The following is a 16089-nucleotide window of genomic DNA, read 5'->3' on the forward strand; positions in this document are numbered from 1 at the left end:
TAACGTATATTTATGATATTAAAGCAGAATTTCAGATTTTTAAGATGAATGAGCTTAATGTCTGGCGGAATGCAATAAATACCAGATTGCGTAACCGACTATGTGGGAAAAACTATGACCGACAATGATCGCAATGCCCCCCGTCCGGAACGACCGGCTTCAGAAGAGAAAGACCCGCTTCTCGAACTTACGCGCCTGTTCAATCTGGACTTTAATGCGAATGGTGATAGTCCGACTCGCAAACCGGTAACATCCACTGTGCAGACAGGCCCATCTGAACACCCCCAGAACAGCGGTGCGGATGATGCCGATTTGTCTTTTCTTGACGCTCAACCTCCAGTTACCAGCTCACGGCCGGCAAGTGGACTGACAAATGACAGGAACACTGCCGCGCGAAATAATGATGATCTTGATTTTCTGCCACAGGCTGAAGATTCCGCGCCTGCACCTCGCCAACAGGAACCCGATCTTCCTTTTAACGAACTTTATGACATGCCATCGTTTACCCCGCAGGCTCGTGCTACCGGTGCGCCGATAGAGCCGCCTGCAGGCTTTCCCGATATTGACTTGGACACTTTACCGGATCTTCCAATTGGAAACGAGCCGTCGCAGCCGGTTAATCCGGTAAATCCGGCTTTTGATAAGCAAGCCCAATATGGAAGAGTTGCGAATAGCCCGGATTTTGTTCCCGAACAAACTACATCAGGTTTCCAGAATACAAGTTTTGGACAACCACTAAATTCGCCAAACGAGCTTTCTCAACCGGTACCTGTGCATAATTTTTCACAAGAACTGCCTGAGCAGAATACCAACGACCAGACAACAGTTCAACAAACGGCTCGTCGGGATCCTATTTTTGATGAAATGGGTTTTGACAAAGAACTCGAAAACCTTCTCGTTAATGACCCGCTTCCTGCATCCGGAGAACATTTCGGCTCGCAAAATGCGGCTGAAAATCTTGCACCGTCTACTTCACATTATAACGATCCGGTCAGACAGGCTGTAAACCCGCCAGTCGAAAATCACCAATATTCGGGTAATTTGAATTCACTCTCGAATATAGAAACCAGCGGCAATGATCCGCAGTTTCAAACACATAGAAGTCAATTCGAGCAAAATAAGCCCTATTCTGCCCACACTTATAGTGAGAGCCGTGCAACCAATGCTGCACCTTTACCTTACGAACCTCCGCAGCAAAACCAAACCGGCACTGAAACCGATTTTTTAAATTCGGATGATCCGTTCGGATTTGATGATGTGTTTGCGAACGACGGTCACCCTTTGAGCGAAAATGTACCACCGGATAGCGGTTTACATCATGCTGAACCGGCTGCCGCTCCGGATGCTAGACCGCAAAGCGCTGATCCCTTCGGCCTTGAGGACTTGTCGGCAGACGAAAATGCCATTGTCAATCCCCCGTTCCATGAAAACCCGTCTCCTGTTGCTTCGCCAGAATCAAGAGATGTTCAACCGGATATGGTGAATGACGTAGCAGATATTCCACATTTACCGTTAGAAGCTCAGGAAACCGAACAACAGTTTATGCAAAGCGTAAATTCGGAAACCCGCTATGCTCAAACCGGTGAACAGGCTACGGAAAATACGCAAGCATTAAATCCAAATCCGGATTATCCTCAACCGGCTGAAGAAAATGGTGGGGTTAACACCTCCTACCCTGCTTCCGAAGAGGCGTTTGCGCAAAATTCGGGCGAAAATGATGCCAACCAGCCACCCGACGTCAATACTTATAAATTTGCAGATGAAATAGTGGAAACAACAGAGCCGGTCGATGTGCCGGAGATTCCCTACCCTGCTGAAGAACCGGCACAATCGGCTGATGCGTTAGAGAGTGAATTTGCCGATGTATTCAGCGTAGGCAACAAACAGGAAGCCACGAATACCCCCCAGGAACAGGATGATTTTTTCGCAGAAGCTTATGCTCAATCCGGTTATGGACAGGATAAAACCCGTGAACCTGAAAACGCCAGCGAAACTCTTCAGGGGCAATACCCGTTACCCCAGCCGAACGTTCCCTATGATGGAAGCGAACAAGCTTTGCTTGCAGGAAATGCGGCGTTGGAAGGACTGCAAAACCAAAACAGACCAAAATCCTTTGCACGAAAATTAACGATCGGCGGTGTTGCTTTATTTATTTTACTTGGCGGCGGCTATGCGGCAATGAAGTATTTTATGCCATCGCAAGGCGGTGGCGCTTCAACCGTCATACATGCGGATGATTCGCCTTATAAAGTACAGGCAGAACAAACCGGCACGACTAACGAAACACAAAACAATCAGGACGTTTATAATCAAGCGAACGGTCAAAATGGCTCTGAAGGCAATCAGGATAAACTGGTCGACCACTCCGAAACGCCGGAAGATTTGACTGCATTAAATGATGTACCGGACGGCGTCGATACATATGCCGACCCGTCAAACGTGGAAGATGCAATTACTGCGGCTTCAAATCAGAGCGTCCCGACCAGAGAAGTTCAATCCGTTGTAGTCAATCCTGACGGTACAATCACTCCGAGTCCGCGTTCAAATACAGCCGAAAAACAGGATAGTTCTTCCGCAACAATAAACGATAAAGAAGCAAATGCCCAAAACGGGACGGAGCAAGCCTCTTCCGATGGTACGGCTTCTTCCGAATCCAGCATGTCAGCAGCTGATTCCGAACTGACCAAGATTATCAATGAAGATGCACAGTCCAATCACGGAACGCCTGATGATAATGGTGACAATTCACAAACCGGTTCACTAACCAGTGAAAGCGTTTTAAACGGTATCAACACAGTACACAGTCCCAAGCGTCAACAACAGGCGCAACCTATCATCACCGCAGAAACGCCCCGACAATCTCCGCCAGCTCTTCCAAAAACACCCACTCGCCCGTTAGAAACGTCAGAGCCGAAAACTACTGCTCCCGTGACAGCTAGCGTTGGCTCAGGCGGCTATTACGTCCAGATTGCCTCACAACCCACTCAGGAAGCGGCTACAACGTCAATGAATAAAGCCAAGAGCTTATTCGGCTCGCTCATCGGTTCATTACCTTTAAGTATTCAACCGGCTTCCATTCCCGGTAAAGGCACTTATTATCGCGTCAGAATACAAGTAGGCCCGCGTGATGATGCAGTAAGTCTTTGTGATAAGATAAAGAGCCAAAACGGAAGCTGTTTTGTCGGAAAATAATAGCGGGTCTATTGTTACCGCAAATATTTTCCGTCGCCGCCAGACGTTTTCTAAGTTTTCGTTTTTTTCAACGGACGGTTTGGTTTTTTATACTGGGCGCTCCGTAATCCGGACTGCTGTCTTTAACGGTTACTCATAAAATTCATGGAATAAATACAGATAAATGATAGGTATTCATCACATAATATAATCATTCAATAATTCACAATTGTAATATATGAGAATTATTTATATTAAAATAAATAATAAATCTGATATAAAACTAAATTTCTATATTTTTCTATCAAATTGAGAACGCTATTTTAAGTAATTAAATAAAATTTCATATAAATAATTCAGTATCAATTTTACGTGTATTTTTTATGAATAAATTAATATATTTATACTGGTTCCATCCGTAATATTCTTGTATGCTATTTTCTTGATTGTAAAATTATAAAAATTTATTCTGGTTATCGGCCGAAAAATATCGTACCGAATTGACGTGGATAGCGTCCCGATTTCTGTGTAAATCATGTTCGAGCGCATAACAGACAAGCCGTCCAAGGAAGCGTCGTGACAATGGAGCAAACATGTTTGATACAATCATCAATGTGTTCATCAGTTGACGAGAACGGTCGCAGTAAATATTGCCCACGTAAACAATGTTGTAACCGCAAAAACTGCAAAAGCTTCTATCAGGATACGGTTCGTTATAAACGCTGACAAGCGCGTAATTATACTGTTGGTCTTGTTGTTTGACATTGAGAGAGGCTTTCATTCATGAGATCTATAAGTTCAATTTAGAGATAAGAACTATAGTCCTCACGGGCTATGATGATTTCTGTATCCCTTAAACGCATGGAATATTGTTGTGTTCCCTTGCTGTTTTTAATCATTATTTAATGTGCACTTATAAAAACGTTTCACAATGTTGTTCTCGGACGTGACAACCGTTCTAAAATCGTTGACACCTGTGCCGAATAAACTCTAATGTTCAAACCTTATTGCTTTACAGAAATCACCAATTGTTAAAAGAGCAATAAGATGAACATACATTTCAAAAGGTTATTGTCATGACAGGTTCCAGTACTGTTCTTCCATTTAAAATTGAAAAAAATCCAAATCCGCTCAGTGCAGAAAAGCGTGCGGACCTATTGAAGAATCCTGGATTTGGTCGGGTGTTCACCGATCACATGGCAGTGGTGCAATGGTCAGCCGGAAAAGGCTGGCATGATGCGGTCATCACCGCTCGCAAGCCTTTCGAGATTGATCCGGCAAGTGCTATTCTTCACTATGGGCAGGAAATTTTCGAGGGCCTCAAGGCTTATCGTGCACATGATCGCCGCATTCTTCTTTTCCGCCCTGAGGCAAACGCTGAACGTTTTCATAATTCCGCTATAAGGCTTGCAATGCCTCCTCTTGATAAGGATGTATTTCTTGCCGCCATCAACGAGCTTGTTAAAATCGACCGGAACTGGATTCCAGAAACACCTGATTCCAGTCTCTATCTACGGCCGTTCATGTTCGCAAATGAAGCATTTTTGGGCGTCCATCCGGCTAACGAGTATATTTTCAGTGTTATTGCTTCTCCGGTCGGTTCCTATTTCAAAAGCGGTTCCACAAAACCGGTCAGCGTTTGGCTTGATACCGAATTCAGCCGCGCCGGCCCTGGCGGAACGGGTGAAGCAAAATGCGGTGGCAATTACGCTTCAAGCTTGCTCGCCCAGATTAATGCCGAGAAAAACGGCTGCGATCAGGTTCTTTTTCTCGACGTGGTCGAGCGTAAATGGATCGAAGAACTTGGCGGCATGAATGTATGCTTTGTCATGGACGACAATCGGCTCGTTACACCGAAACTTGACGGAACGATTCTTCACGGTGTTACGAGAAAGTCGATTTTGCAACTTGCCAAAGACAACGGAATGAAGGTGGAAGAACGCAGTTATTCCTTTGACGATTTGAAAAAGGATGCAAAAAGTGGCCACCTCAAGGAAGTTTTTGCATGTGGTACCGCTGCCGTGATAACGCCGATCGGAGTATTCAAATATGAAGGCGGTGAAACTGTCATTGGTAATGGAAATGGCGGCGAAATTACCCAGAATCTACGTGAACAGCTCATCCATATCCAAAAAGGTGAAGCCAAAGATCCTTACGGCTGGGTAAAGACTGTTAAAATTGATTGATTATACATTTAATTGAAAGTGCAGCCTTATCAGGCTGCACTTTTTTTGTTTCTCTTTACTAAACTTGCGGTATTTCCGTTAGCTCATATGCTTTAAGCGGCTTCGATCGTTCGACAATGTAACGTTGGGGTCATGTATTTTTCATAACTTTTATTCCCGACCATGAATGAACGCGTTTCACGCGGTTCTCCATTCGGATATTTCCCGTTAACCGTTAGCTGATCGCGAGAGATACGGAATTTAAGGTAAAACGAAGCCCGTATATTATATATATCGTCTGTTGTTTACGAGCGTTAAAACTCTCCCGATAAACGTGAATAACACTTTTCCTGATGGATACTATTCGTGTTTTCTTTAAACCACGCGGTCTTGTTTGTCTGCAGGAGTGGATATAATAAATCTGAAAAACTTTTTAAGTGAACTCTTTTCAGGCCTCTTCTTTTTGCAAGAATAATAGAGAGAAATATAAAGCGCATTCGGAATATATTATCTGACCGGTAGAAAACGCGCTTCGTTTTTAATCATCAAACGATAGTCCACTTATAGTCTATCCCTATCGTATAACGCTCTACTTCAACCGGATTCCTGACTATCCAGAAAAAGAAAAAAGCGCGTTCTTTTTTGAAAACGCGCTTTAAAAATAATCATAATTTCGCAACTACCGGCAAAACCGGTTTAGAAAATCACGAAAATCAATCAAACTTTGTCATATCCTGATGGCGAGCAATGATATTGCGAATTGTTCCACTGTGTGAGCGCATGACGATTGTATCCGTCTGGATATAATTTTTTGCAAATTTTACACCTGAAAGCAGGTTACCATCTGTTACGCCGGTCGCGGCAAAAAGAACATCGCCTTTTGCCATTTCCTCCATCGCATAAACCTTATGCGGGTCGGTAACACCCATCTTTGCCGCACGGTCAATTTTTTCCTGAGTATTCAACTGCAAGCGCCCTTGCATTTGTCCGCCAATACAACGAAGTGCCGCCGCAGCCAAAACACCCTCCGGTGCGCCGCCAATGCCCATATAAATATCGATGCCTGTCTCGTCCGGATCTGTCGTGTGGATGATACCTGCAACATCACCGTCGCCAATCAAACGGATCGAGGCACCTGTTGTGCGAACGGCCTCTATAAGCTTGGCGTGGCGTGGTCTATCCATAATACAAGCGGTAATCATATTGGGCTTCACGCCTTTCGCTTTGGCGAGAGTATTGATATTGTCAACCGGACTTGCATCAAGATCGACGATCCCTTTGGGATAACCCGGTCCAATAGCAATTTTTTCCATGTAGACATCCGGGGCATAAAGCAAATTACCCTTTTCCGCCATTGCAATAACGGCCAGTGAATTCGGCAAGTTCTTGGCGCAGATTGTTGTACCTTCCAAAGGATCCAATGCAATATCAACAGCCGGTCCTTCCTTGGTTCCAACCTTTTCACCGATATAAAGCATGGGTGCTTCATCACGTTCGCCCTCGCCGATAACAACAGTTCCGTCGATCGGCAAACGGTTCAATTCTTTACGCATTGCGTCAACGGCGGCTTGATCGGCTGCCTTTTCGTCTCCGCATCCCCGAATGCGTGCTGCGGCAACCGCTGCACGCTCGGTTACGCGAACCAGCTCAAGTGTTAAAATACGATTGAGTCCATGTAATGTAGGGTCAGCCGAGTTCGACATATGATTAATCCCACCGGATAATTGTTAAAGAAAAACCAACGTTGTTTTTCAACGTTATAGTATAGCCTTTTCGCAAAGACTCCGCTTTACCGCAAGAGGGCATACGATCAATTCATAAATTATTATTGAAACATAAGTGATAATAAACAAAATAAACGCAAAAAACGGCCTTTAATTCGGGCGTTCAATGCGGATCATCTGCGGCTTATCTATAAGATGTCCATCCTCCATGATCGACATCAACGCTTTACGTACTGACGACTCGGTCGTTTCATGAGTGACGAGGACAATGTTTTTAGTATTGGGCTGCACATTTTCGGCAAGCGGCCGCTGAACAATCGATTCCAGTGAAATCGAATTCTCGGCCATCCGTTTTGCAACACTTGCAAAAACACCGATTTTATCCGTTACTGTCAAACGTATGAAATAGCCGCCCGCGTGAGCACGCATGCGAGCACGTTTATAAGGCGCAAGTGCTTGGGCAGGTGTTCCAAAAACCGGCCCGTGCTGAAAACCGGGATGGGATTTTGCTATATCTGCAATATCACCAATAACGGCTGATGCAGTCGCATTTCCACCGGCCCCCGGCCCCGACAAAAGCAATTCTCCCAACAGATCGGTCTGGATGGAAACAGCATTCGTAACGCCCTGAACCTGGGCAATAACGGTTGAAGTTGGTACCATTGTCGGGTGAACACGCTGTTCGATACCGGTGTCGGTTTTCACAGCCACGCCCAACAGTTTAATACGATAACCGAGTTCATCGGCTGCATGAATATCGGCAAGCGAAATATTACTGATTCCTTCGACATAAATGTCGTCGACCGATATGACACAACCGAATGCCAGACTGGTCAACAATGCAAGCTTGTGTGCCGTGTCATACCCTTCAATGTCGAAGGTAGGATCTGCCTCTGCATAGCCCAGTATCTGCGCCTCTTTAAGACATTCCTCGAAAGAAATTCCTTCGGCAAGCATACGGGTCAGGATATAGTTACATGTTCCATTCAATATCCCGTAAACCCGCGAAACGCTATTGCCGGATAACGACTCGCGCATTGCTTTGATGACCGGAATTCCACCCGCCACGGCGGCTTCAAAATTCAGCAAAACACCTTTTTTTTCAGCAATTTTCGCAAGCGCCACACCATGGCGCGCAAGCAAAGCCTTATTGGCGGTAACGACGTGATGACCGCGTTTGAGCGCTTCTTCAACGCAAAAACGTGCTATCCCCTCTTCACCGCCAATCAATTCGACAAAAACATCAATATCTTTACTTCCAGCGAGAACCAACGGGTCATCAACCCACTCTATGTTTTGAAGATCAATCCCGCGTTCGCGTGTTCTGTCACGCGCGCTTACAGCAACAACCTCGATAGGTCTGCCGCATTGTTTGGTCAGCAAGTCCTGTTTTTCTTTCAATATCCGGACAACAGAACTTCCAACGGTTCCAAGCCCGACAATGCCGATCTTCAACGCATTAACCATTCGTCAGGCTGCCTTGTTTTTCTCGTCGGAAAAGAAGCGCTTGATGTTACGCGCAGCTTGCCGCAACCGGTGTTCGTTTTCGACAAGCGCAATACGTACATAATCATCGCCCTGTTCTCCAAATCCGATACCGGGAGAAACGGCAACGTCGGCTTTCTCGATGAGAAGTTTGGAAAAAGCCAGCGACCCAAGATGTTTATATTGCTCAGGAATTGGTGCCCATGCAAACATTGTTGCTTCCGGCGAAGGTACATCCCAACCGGCACGATGGAAACTCTCGACCATAACGTCACGGCGTTTTTTATAGACAGAACGGACATAAGCAATATCCGAGCCGTCACCATTCAAAGCATAGGCAGCAGCAACCTGTATAGGTGTAAAAGCTCCATAGTCGAGATATGATTTGACGCGCGTCAAGGCGGCAATCAATCTCTCATTGCCGACAGCAAACCCCATGCGCCAGCCAGGCATTGAAAAGGTTTTCGACATGGATGTAAATTCCACGGCTACATCAATAGCACCCGGCACCTGCAAAACTGATGGCGGTTCTTTGTCGCCAAAATAGATTTCGGCATAAGCAAGATCGGAAAGCAGGATGATGTCATTCTTTTTAGCGAAATCGACAACTTCCTTATAAAAATCGAGATCGGCAACATAAGCCGTCGGATTGGAAGGATAATTCAGAATAACGGCAATCGGTTTCGGAATCGAATGTTTGACGGCACGATCAAGAGCACGCAACAATTCTTCACCCGGAAATGCAGGCATGGAACGAATGACACCGCCAGACATAATAAAACCGAATGAATGAATCGGATAGGTCGGGTTCGGGCATAAAACAACGTCACCTGGCGCGGTTATAGCCTGAGCCATATTGGCAAAGCCTTCCTTGGAACCCAATGTCGCAATGACCTGCGTATTCGGGTCGAGCTTTACACCGAAACGGCGTTCATAATATTTGGCCTGCGCTTTTCTTAATCCGGGAATGCCACGTGAAGCCGAATAACGATGTGTTCGTGGATCCTGAACAACCTCGCAAAGCTTATCAACTATATTTTGCGGCGTCGGCAAATCGGGATTTCCCATTCCCAAATCGATAATGTCGGCTCCCTTCGCTCGCGCCGCGGCCTTCAGGCGGTTAACCTGTTCAAATACGTAAGGCGGCAAACGACGAATTTTATGGAATTCTTCCGACATTTTCTAATCCGGTTCAAAAATTGAAGTTAATGTTGTTGATAAATCAGTGGCATATACATGACTAATCCTGTTTGCCACTTTGTTCGATTTGACGAACTGTTTCTTCGGCCTCGCGGCGGGCATCATCTTTGGCTTTTGCAAGTTTGGATGCGCTGTTTGCAGTGGGACCGGGGACTTTTTTCAGAGCGGTTGCCTCGGAATCGAGTTTTTCGGTTAGAGACTGTTTTTCAGCTTCCGAAAACTGTTTTGTGGCAGCTCTGGGTTTATTGGAAAAACGCGGATATATATCCGAGTGGGATGCCCCAGCTTGTTCCGGTGCTGTAAATTCGGCACTGCGAGCGCAGCCCATAGCTGCAATCGCGACCAAAGTCAGAACAACACTTTGCATTTTGTTGAAGGGCATCTTCATCTTTCTTCTATATTCCCGTCGCTATGATAAAAGTCTCACCTATCATGAGATTATCATGAAGCCAACGTCAAGAGATGTTGAACGATATTCGTCAGGTTTTGTTGTTTTCGGTGAATTGTGTGGTTAAAGTAACATATATTTCAAAAGTGAATCGTCATGTGATGACCATTTTTAATTTTTAGCATAAAATAAACGCAAATTGGCCGCCAAATAATTCACTTGTGTTTATCCACGCGTTAGGCTGGGAACATAAGCCTTAAGGCCCCCACAAGAGGTTGTTGATTGTTAGCTAGTAACGACATTTTTCCGAAAACGAACAAACAACCCTTTGTCTTATGCCAACATTTATTGCGTTCAGGCCTCGTGATCTCGTTGGTGTTGGCGTTGACCTCCTGCACGGCAAATAATAACGGGCTCGGCGTATTTGATAAATCGTCAAAAACTCCCCAAACGCAAACGCCTGACAATAATTCTATCGAGGCAAATTCGGCTGAGAGTACTCAAGGCTCTATCAATTCGACAGAACACAATGTCAATCCGGATGATAACGGTCAAGGCAAGGATCAACCTAAAAATGTGCCTGTTCCGACCCCTTTGCCATTGTCGGGACAAAAATTGAACGAAAAACCGCAAACGGCGATGACAGAGTCTCCGTTGCCCGATCAGTCAGCCGCGAAGATTGGCAATCAGGTTCCGGCAGAAGTAACAGCGGGAGCACCTGCAACCACTGAAGAACCGAAACCTAAGAAAACGGCATTTTTTTCCTTTGGACGGTCAAAAGAAAAAACAGACCAGACACAAGATCCACCTGATTCCGGTCAAAGTCCGTCCTCCGGAACGTTACCGACTGCCAACAATTCGACATCCAACCCGTCCGTTGCCACGCCTGCAACCAATACTGTAACACCCACGGAAAAGGCGAATGCCGGTGCGACCGGCAGTGATTCTTCACAATCGACAGCTCAATCGCCCGAAAACCGGAACCTGCCGCCCGAACATGATGCAACAAGTCAAAAAAAAGGCAGTTTGATGCGTCTTTTCGGACGCTCCGATAATAACAAAGAAAACAAGCCCGTCGATAGCGAGACAAAAACCGCCCTTGTGCCACTGCCGAAAAAAGATCCTCACGAATATAACGATGTATTACCGGGGGTACGTCCCAATGGCGGAATTGTTATCAAACATCGCACAAGTCTTTATGACGATACCGATATTGATGCGAATGAAATTGATTCGCCGTCGCTTTATACACTTGCCTCGGTGAGCATGTACGGCCGTTCGCTGCCAAACGGACTTAAAGTCGCGCGTAAAGATGTCGAAGTTTCGTGTTTAAGGCCCCAACTGGTTGCGATTTTAAAAACCATTGAACGTCGCTTCAATAAGCCGGTTATTATAACGTCGGGTTATCGTAGCCCCTCCTATAACCAGAAAGTCAACGGTGCAAAGCGTTCCATGCATATGTCTTGTGCCGCAGCAGACATACAAGTGCCCGACACAAACAAGTGGGAAGTCGCAAAATTTGTTCGTGCTTTGCCCAATCGAGGCGGAGTGGGAACATATTGTCACCAGTCAATTCACGTCGATGTTGGTCCAAAACGCGATTGGAATTGGACTTGTTCAGCAAAAAATTAAAAAAAATTGCAAACAGGGCTTGCGATTAAATAATATCCTCTCTATAAGCCGTTTCACTGCCAAGCGCCCATCGTCTAGTGGTTAGGACGCCGCCCTTTCACGGCGGAAACAGGGGTTCAAATCCCCTTGGGCGTACCAGCAGTTTTCCTCCCTTTCAGTGACAATAGAAAATAGCCGTGCAGCGGATTGTTCGGTCTGTTCCCTGCCCGATAAACAGCTTGAATATCGGCTATTATCCTGTGTTCTACGAATATTAGCGGTACGTTCGCGTTCAAAAGAAATCCGCACTCACCAAAAGGGAAATTGCCCCTTATCCACTTTTAGCGCTCTGGACGCATATTTCAGATATTGAAGATGATTTCCCGATGCAGTCGAGACATTGCATTGCCTGCCCATTCTTGTTCTAACGAATATAAAAGAATGCAGGACTCTTTATTGATTTGAATTACCGGATGTTGATTCCCGTTGCCCGACTGATTCGTAAAAATCGCAATTCACTTCCGACGAGTTTCTATCATCTCTTAATTTTTGCGCTCAACGCATGTGAAAAACAAACTCGCACTCATGGATAATTTAACGAGCTTTTCAGATAAGTTATCACTTTCGTGAAAAACGATTTTGAAAAGAAAAATTACTAAAAAAAAGATGCGGCGCAATGAAGAAGAGCAACAGCCGTAATATCCGCTTTCTTCCGCACTCAAGCCGTAAAACCGGAAAAGAACGGGAATAGAAAACTAAATGATTCTATTTTGAAACTTTGCAGACGAAGGCGACAGGCAGCGACTCGAAACGAATGATTTATGTTATTGTGAACTGTAATGTCGAACTCAAGAATACGGATTTCGTCCCGACCGACAACATCACAAGTGTCCTTGAAAATCGGAAAAAATTTGTTTTCAAGGTGAAATGGCGATCCCGACAGGATTCGAACCTGTGACCCACGGCTTAGAAGGCCGTTGCTCTATCCAGCTGAGCTACGGGACCGAAATTGTTCAGAACGATAGTTTGATTAGTGTGTCCAAGGAACCTGACGATCCGTCCGGAAGTTATCCGAATAGGAAACCTTTTTGCGTGTCATCGCGTGCGGTTCCTCGAGTTGGTAGGCTATTCCGTTCTTTGTCGCGTAGACAATAGCTTCCTCTTGTGTCTCGAACGTCAATTTGATTTGGCTACGCATATCGGCAGAAGATGTATATCCCATCAACGGATCTATCATCTTGGCTTCACTAGGTTCAAACTCAAGAACCCAAAAACCGGTATTGCGTTTTCCAGATTGCATCGCCGTTTTAGCCGGGCTGAAAATTCGAGCTACCATGATTTATTCCCTTCGGATCATGCCGTGGTCATTATTATAAACTTTTACGACCACTTTGTCGCATCATCTTTTTGTCAAATCAAGTCATGGTCGGAGCGATAGGATTCGAACCTACGACCCCCTGATCCCAAATCAGGTGCGCTACCAAGCTGCGCTACGCTCCGACATTAATTAAGTTCGACGCACATTCCCTAAATTTTTCCGCTGTGAAGTGCAAGCGCAAATCTCGCTTTTTTCCGATTATTCCGTAATTTTTTTGGGGCGATAACTTTTCTAAAATAATTTGATGTCAAAATCGCCTTAAAGAAAGGATTTGCTATGGCGGTACATCGGACAAGAGCAAAAAAAATCCGGCAAACTTCAAACCGAAAAAAATATTCGTCCACATTAAGTTATTTTCTTCTTGGCGGCTTAACTCTTTTGGGTGGTGCCGGTTGGTACCATAATACATACGAGACAAATGCCAACCAGAAACAATCCGGAACCCTTGCGAATTCCTCTGCCATGCCCGTTCGCAAAACCGAACTTTCATCAATCAAGCTTCCGGAAATTGCTGTAAAGCCCGTTTCAAAAGTACCGGATCCGGTCACATTCCAGCCGGTCGCACCCAAGGCTCCGATCGAAAAACCTGACCTCACTTCACCTTCTATACCCTATCGTCCGGATACAAACTTACCGCCCCAAGCAAGATTTGCCGTTAACAATGCCGCCAATGTTATTTTTGCAAGAGTGCCGACTGCGATCTATACAAAGGCTGATTCGCACTCGAAAATTGTTGCTAACGTCAAAGCAGGGCAGGAAATGCGTTCCTATGAACGTCAGGGCAATTGGCACCGCGTGGTTGTTCCCTCCACCAATATCATCGGCTGGGCAAACGGAACAAGTTTAAGCACCAGAGCACCAGATATTTCTTCTTTGATTGATGGTGCTTTAACCGGTTCGATAACCCCGTGACCGGTTTTCCCTCGTTTAATCCTGTTCCGATACGTTATTCATAACGTCAGAGACGAGTGCTTTGGTAATCTTGCTTTTTCTTTGCAATGCGAGCCTGTCGATTGCATCGACAGTTTTCCCTAACGCAAAAAGCGACCGTTCCGAACGACTTACGAGATATTCTACCACCGAAGGATCTACCGTTATCTGCCGGTCGGAAAAAAGCTTGGAAGCAACAGAAACAAGCAATTCGTCGTCAGGCTGCCCGATGACTGCCAGTGTAACCGACCTTAAACGGCTTGTGAGGTCATCAAGTTTTACCTTCCAGCTTAAAGGAGCCGATGTTGATGTGATTAACAATGTCGCCACCCGATTGACCAAACGGGCTTGTTTGACCGAATTGATAAGATGGAAAAAAGTCACTTCGTCGAGTTCGACACTATCAATATCTTCTATCAGAACCGGATTACCCTTATCAATCTCTACAATAGCCTCGCCAAGCCGATCCGGAGAAACCTGACGCGCGTTGCTGATATTTTTCCAAACACTGGAAAAATGTGTTTTTCCCGAACCGTTCGGGCCGACAAGAACTGCGATTGGCATAGGCCAATCCGGCCAGTGTTCAATGAGCTCGTATGCAGCAATATTGCTTTTGGTGACAACCAGATCATCTGAATAGAAATCTGTTGGATGCGAAAGTGAGAGCGGTAATTGCTCTAACCTTTTATTCATTCCTTTCCTCCGACTTGATCGGCTGCGGAATTGCTGCTCGGTGAATAGAGTGGTGATTCAAGATAGGTATGAAGTGCAAACCTTACAAGAACCCCGACAGCCGCAGCAGCAGGAACAGCGATCAACATACCGGTAAAGCCGAAAAGCGAACCAAAAGCAAAGAGCGCAAACATAAGCCAGACAGGATGAAGCCCTACCGATTGCCCGACCAACTTCGGTTGCAAAACATATCCTTCAAGAAACTGTCCGACAAAAAACACTCCCATGACAACTATAATTCTTTCCCAATGTTCGGGATAAAACTGTACCCACGCAACACCAACCGAAAGAACAAAACCGGTCATAGAACCGACATAGGGAATAAAGCTGATTAAGCCTACGAACAATCCGATCAGGAGACCGAAATTCAAGCCCGATATGGTGAGACCTGCTGCATAATAAACGCCAAGCGCGAGACAGACCGATGTTTGCCCACGAATAAACCCTGCAACAGCCCGATCCATTTCATGAAAAATGCCCCTTACCGTCTCCAGATGGTCGCGTGGAATCCATGAATCGATTGTATTGACCATTCGCTCCCAATCAAGGAGCATATAAAATGCAACGACCGGTGCAACAACAAACAGGCTCACAAGATTAACCAGTGATTTTCCCGAATCAAGAACAGAATTGAGCACCGATTTTATAAGATCCGAACTTTGCCCCAGCAGGCCTTGAATATTTGCCTGTATTTCAGATGCATCGCTGCCGATATATCGCTTTATCCATTCAAAACTATGATTGGCGAAAAATGCCTGAATACGATTTACGTAAACCGGCAATCCGTCGCGGATAAATTGCTGTAACTGTGAAGTAATAACCGGAATAAGAATTGTAAGTGCTATAACGAGTATAAGCACGATTGCAATTGTAATAAGAACCGTTCCCCACATTCTCGAAATTCCGATTTTTTCCAGTATTTCAACAATCGGATTAAGAAAATAGGCAAGCACAATTCCGGCGACAAATGGCAACAGAATGGAACTGAAGACGAACATGAAAATAATGAAAAAAAGCAATGTCAAGAGCCAGAATATGGCTTGCTTTTTTACGTTACCACGGAATGCAACATTGGCATAAGCCGGAATATAGACCGTCTTTTTAGGCCTTCCCAGTCTCAAACCTTTTTTGCCCTCTGACATTGCCTGTTGTTTGGAGGCGGTATCAAAATCCGTATTGCTCATAAACGTCCACTGAATTTGTTGTTTTTTAAGGATATGCAGCTTCCCGTCGCATCGTCAAGAAACAATCGTTTATATCTTTTTTTTAAGCTTGATAAAACTTGCGGGTGGCGCTTGAACGTGG

General features: G+C 45.3%; 11 protein-coding genes and 3 tRNA genes. 5 read left to right on the forward strand and 9 right to left on the reverse strand.

Annotated features, from left to right (window positions below; genetic code table 11):
- Nucleotides 1–114 precede the first annotated feature (114 nt).
- Complete coding sequence (locus H3S94_RS07440) at nt 115–3192, forward strand: SPOR domain-containing protein (RefSeq protein WP_198240684.1); 3078 nt, start codon at nt 115–117, stop codon at nt 3190–3192.
- Between the two features lie 1055 nt (nt 3193–4247).
- Nucleotides 4248–5357 carry a branched-chain amino acid aminotransferase gene (locus H3S94_RS07445; RefSeq protein WP_198240685.1) on the forward strand — a complete coding sequence of 370 codons (1110 nt, stop codon included), beginning with the start codon at nt 4248–4250 and terminating at the stop codon, nt 5355–5357.
- 692 nt (nt 5358–6049) lie between these two features.
- Here H3S94_RS07445 and glpX read toward each other — a convergent pair.
- The 4 genes from glpX to H3S94_RS07465 form a co-directional block, all read right to left on the reverse strand.
- Nucleotides 6050–7039 (reverse strand): class II fructose-bisphosphatase, encoded by a 990-nt coding sequence (gene glpX / locus H3S94_RS07450; protein WP_198240686.1) that lies wholly within the window; start codon nt 7037–7039, stop codon nt 6050–6052.
- 171 nt (nt 7040–7210) lie between these two features.
- Entirely contained in the window at nt 7211–8527 is a 1317-nt protein-coding gene (locus H3S94_RS07455) for a homoserine dehydrogenase (protein ID WP_077992271.1), read from the reverse strand.
- Between the two features lie 3 nt (nt 8528–8530).
- Nucleotides 8531–9724, reverse strand: a complete 1194-nt coding sequence (locus tag H3S94_RS07460; protein WP_198231143.1) for an LL-diaminopimelate aminotransferase — start codon at nt 9722–9724, stop codon at nt 8531–8533.
- Between the two features lie 61 nt (nt 9725–9785).
- Nucleotides 9786–10133, reverse strand: coding sequence for a hypothetical protein (locus H3S94_RS07465; RefSeq protein ID WP_077992274.1), 348 nt, complete (start codon nt 10131–10133; stop codon nt 9786–9788).
- A gap of 375 nt (nt 10134–10508) precedes the next feature.
- On the opposite strand from H3S94_RS07465, the gene H3S94_RS07470 reads away from it, so the two are divergent.
- Nucleotides 10509–11765: a D-Ala-D-Ala carboxypeptidase family metallohydrolase gene (locus tag H3S94_RS07470; RefSeq protein WP_370541015.1), complete on the forward strand. Its 1257-nt coding sequence runs from the start codon at nt 10509–10511 to the stop codon at nt 11763–11765.
- A 63-nt stretch (nt 11766–11828) separates the two neighbouring features.
- Nucleotides 11829–11903, forward strand: a tRNA-Glu gene (locus tag H3S94_RS07475).
- A 769-nt stretch (nt 11904–12672) separates the two neighbouring features.
- Here H3S94_RS07475 and H3S94_RS07480 read toward each other — a convergent pair.
- From H3S94_RS07480 to H3S94_RS07490, 3 genes are all read right to left on the reverse strand, one after another.
- A tRNA-Arg gene (locus H3S94_RS07480) sits at nt 12673–12749 on the reverse strand.
- A gap of 25 nt (nt 12750–12774) precedes the next feature.
- Complete coding sequence (locus tag H3S94_RS07485; protein ID WP_198231144.1) at nt 12775–13080, reverse strand: ETC complex I subunit; 306 nt, start codon at nt 13078–13080, stop codon at nt 12775–12777.
- A gap of 87 nt (nt 13081–13167) precedes the next feature.
- Nucleotides 13168–13244: transfer RNA gene (locus H3S94_RS07490), tRNA-Pro, on the reverse strand.
- A 154-nt stretch (nt 13245–13398) separates the two neighbouring features.
- Between H3S94_RS07490 and H3S94_RS07495 the strand changes: the two genes are divergently transcribed.
- The gene (locus H3S94_RS07495; protein ID WP_198240687.1) at nt 13399–14034 is read left to right on the forward strand and encodes a hypothetical protein; all 636 of its coding nucleotides are present in this window, start codon (nt 13399–13401) and stop codon (nt 14032–14034) included.
- A 15-nt stretch (nt 14035–14049) separates the two neighbouring features.
- Here H3S94_RS07495 and hdaA read toward each other — a convergent pair whose 3' ends face one another.
- The gene (hdaA, locus tag H3S94_RS07500; RefSeq protein WP_198231146.1) at nt 14050–14745 is read right to left on the reverse strand and encodes a DnaA regulatory inactivator HdaA; all 696 of its coding nucleotides are present in this window, start codon (nt 14743–14745) and stop codon (nt 14050–14052) included.
- The gene (locus H3S94_RS07505; RefSeq protein ID WP_246786463.1) at nt 14742–15926 is read right to left on the reverse strand and encodes an AI-2E family transporter; all 1185 of its coding nucleotides are present in this window, start codon (nt 15924–15926) and stop codon (nt 14742–14744) included. Before H3S94_RS07505 ends, hdaA begins: the two co-directional genes overlap by 4 nt.
- Nucleotides 15927–16089 lie beyond the last annotated feature (163 nt).

The organism is Bartonella sp. B10834G3 (assembly GCF_016102505.1).
GTDB lineage: Bacteria > Pseudomonadota > Alphaproteobacteria > Rhizobiales > Rhizobiaceae > Bartonella > Bartonella choladocola.

Excerpts from the sequence above, each read along its gene's own strand:
- H3S94_RS07440 (WP_198240684.1), top strand. The coding sequence starts at position 115 with ATGACCGACAATGATCGCAATGCCCCCCGTCCGGAACGACCGGCTTCA.
- H3S94_RS07445 (WP_198240685.1), top strand. The coding sequence starts at position 4,248 with ATGACAGGTTCCAGTACTGTTCTTCCATTTAAAATTGAAAAAAATCCA.
- glpX (WP_198240686.1), bottom strand. The coding sequence starts at position 7,039 with ATGTCGAACTCGGCTGACCCTACATTACATGGACTCAATCGTATTTTA.
- H3S94_RS07455 (WP_077992271.1), bottom strand. The coding sequence starts at position 8,527 with ATGGTTAATGCGTTGAAGATCGGCATTGTCGGGCTTGGAACCGTTGGA.
- H3S94_RS07460 (WP_198231143.1), bottom strand. The coding sequence starts at position 9,724 with ATGTCGGAAGAATTCCATAAAATTCGTCGTTTGCCGCCTTACGTATTT.
- H3S94_RS07465 (WP_077992274.1), bottom strand. The coding sequence starts at position 10,133 with ATGAAGATGCCCTTCAACAAAATGCAAAGTGTTGTTCTGACTTTGGTC.
- H3S94_RS07485 (WP_198231144.1), bottom strand. The coding sequence starts at position 13,080 with ATGGTAGCTCGAATTTTCAGCCCGGCTAAAACGGCGATGCAATCTGGA.
- H3S94_RS07495 (WP_198240687.1), top strand. The coding sequence starts at position 13,399 with ATGGCGGTACATCGGACAAGAGCAAAAAAAATCCGGCAAACTTCAAAC.
- hdaA (WP_198231146.1), bottom strand. The coding sequence starts at position 14,745 with ATGAATAAAAGGTTAGAGCAATTACCGCTCTCACTTTCGCATCCAACA.
- H3S94_RS07505 (WP_246786463.1), bottom strand. The coding sequence starts at position 15,926 with ATGTCAGAGGGCAAAAAAGGTTTGAGACTGGGAAGGCCTAAAAAGACG.